General features: G+C 55.3%; 2 rRNA genes. Both read right to left on the bottom strand.

From position 1 onward, the window contains the following. Positions 1-14: 14 nt before the first annotated feature. Positions 15-131 (bottom strand): 5S ribosomal RNA (gene rrf, locus QP995_RS10710). Between the two features lie 99 nt (positions 132-230). Beyond that, positions 231-2,297: ribosomal RNA gene (locus QP995_RS10705) — 23S ribosomal RNA — on the bottom strand; the annotation flags it as partial.

Genomic DNA, 2,297 nt, shown 5'->3' with positions numbered 1-2,297 from the left:
AAACAAGATTATTATGCCGGCGGCGACCTACTCTCCCACACCCTCCCGAGTGCAGTACCATCGGCGCTGGTGGACTTAGCTTCCGGGTTCGGAATGGGACCGGGCGTGACCCCACCGCTAACACCACCGACAAAAACCAGGCAACAACCCATCCCCACCACAACAGGTGGGTGGTGTCATGCCAGACACTGAATAACGGACGCGAGCAAAAACCCTGTAATTCACACTTTGTGTGTTGAATGTTTGGTCTATTAGTACCGGTCACCTCCACACCTTACGATGCTTCCAGATCCGGCCTATCAACCCCATCATCTATAGGGGACCTCAAAAGAAACCTAATCTTGGAACAGGCTTCCCGCTTAGATGCTTTCAGCGGTTATCCCTTCCGTACGTAGCCAACCAGCCATGCCCCAGGCGGGACAACTGGCACACCAGAGGTACGTCCATCCCGGTCCTCTCGTACTAGGGACAGCCTTCCTCAAGTTTCTACGCGCGCGGCGGATAGAGACCGAACTGTCTCACGACGTTCTAAACCCAGCTCGCGTGCCGCTTTAATGGGCGAACAGCCCAACCCTTGGGACCTACTCCAGCCCCAGGATGCGACGAGCCGACATCGAGGTGCCAAACCATCCCGTCGATATGGACTCTTGGGGAAGATCAGCCTGTTATCCCCGGGGTACCTTTTATCCGTTGAGCGACACCGCTTCCACAAGCCGGTGCCGGATCACTAGTCCCTAGTTTCCTACCTGCTCGACCTGTCAGTCTCACAGTCAAGCTCCCTTGTGCACTTACACTCAACACCTGATTGCCAACCAGGCTGAGGGAACCTTTGGGCGCCTCCGTTACTCTTTGGGAGGCAACCGCCCCAGTTAAACTACCCACCAGGCACTGTCCCTAACCCGGATCACGGGCCGAGGTTGAGATGTCCAATACGATCAGAGTGGTATTTCAACAACGACTCCACCCCAACTGGCGTTGAGGTATCACAGTCTCCCACCTATCCTACACAAACCGAACCGAACACCAATACCAAGCTATAGTGAAGGTCCCGGGGTCTTTTCGTCCTGCCGCGCGTAACGAGCATCTTTACTCGTACTGCAATTTCGCCGGGTCTGTGGTTGAGACAGCAGGGAAGTCGTTACGCCATTCGTGCAGGTCGGAACTTACCCGACAAGGAATTTCGCTACCTTAGGATGGTTATAGTTACCACCGCCGTTTACTGGGGCTTAAATTCTCCGCTTCGACCCGCAAAAGGGGTCTAACAGGTCCTCTTAACCTTCCAGCACCGGGCAGGCGTCAGTCCGTATACATCGACTTACCCGTCTTCGCACGGACCTGTGTTTTTAGTAAACAGTCGCTTCCCTCTATTCTCTGCGGCCACAACCAGCTCAACCACGTCGGTCACCAGTCATGGCCCCCCTTCTCCCGAAGTTACGGGGGCATTTTGCCGAGTTCCTTAACCACAGTTCTCCCGATCGCCTTAGTATTCTCTACCTGACTACCTGTGTCGGTTTCGGGTACGGGCCGTATATCCACATCGCTAGAGGCTTTTCTCGGCAGCATAGGATCACCAACTTCCCCAAAACGGGTACGCATCACGCCTCACCCTATATGTGCTCCGGATTTACCTAGAACACAGGCCACACGCTTACACCACGATATCCATCACGTGGCACGGCTACCTTCCTGCGTCACCCCATCACTTGGCTACTACCAGTTCAGGTCCCCAGCATCACACACACCAACCAACCTAAAAGGCTAGTAAACGGCGCGTGTTCAGGTGGGTTAGTATCCCTGATTCACCATGGGCGCGGACACACGGGTACGGGAATATCAACCCGTTATCCATCGACTACGCCTGTCGGCCTCGCCTTAGGTCCCGACTCACCCTGGGAGGATTAACCTGGCCCAGGAACCCTTAGTCATTCGGCGGAGGAGTTTTCCACTCCTCATTCGCTACTCATGCCTGCATTCTCACTCGCGCACACTCCACACTAGGGTTACCCCAGCGCTTCACAGCAGTCACGCGACGCTCCCCTACCCAACCACCAAAAAGGTGATTGCCGCGGCTTCGGCGGTGTACTTGAGCCCCACTACATTGTCGGCGCAGAACCACTCGACCAGTGAGCTATTACGCACTCTTTCAAGGATGGCTGCTTCTAAGCCAACCTCCTGGTTGTCTTCGCGATCCCACATCCTTTTCCACTTAGCACACCCTTAGGGGCCTTAGCCGGCGATCTGGGCTGTTTCCCTCTCGACTACGAAGCTTATCCCCCGCAGTCTCACTGCCGTGCTCT

It is taken from the genome of Corynebacterium sp. MSK032, from assembly GCF_030232065.1.
GTDB classification, from domain to species: Bacteria; Actinomycetota; Actinomycetes; order Mycobacteriales; family Mycobacteriaceae; genus Corynebacterium; species Corynebacterium jeikeium_D.
This window is presented reverse-complemented; position numbering and strand designations above follow the sequence as displayed.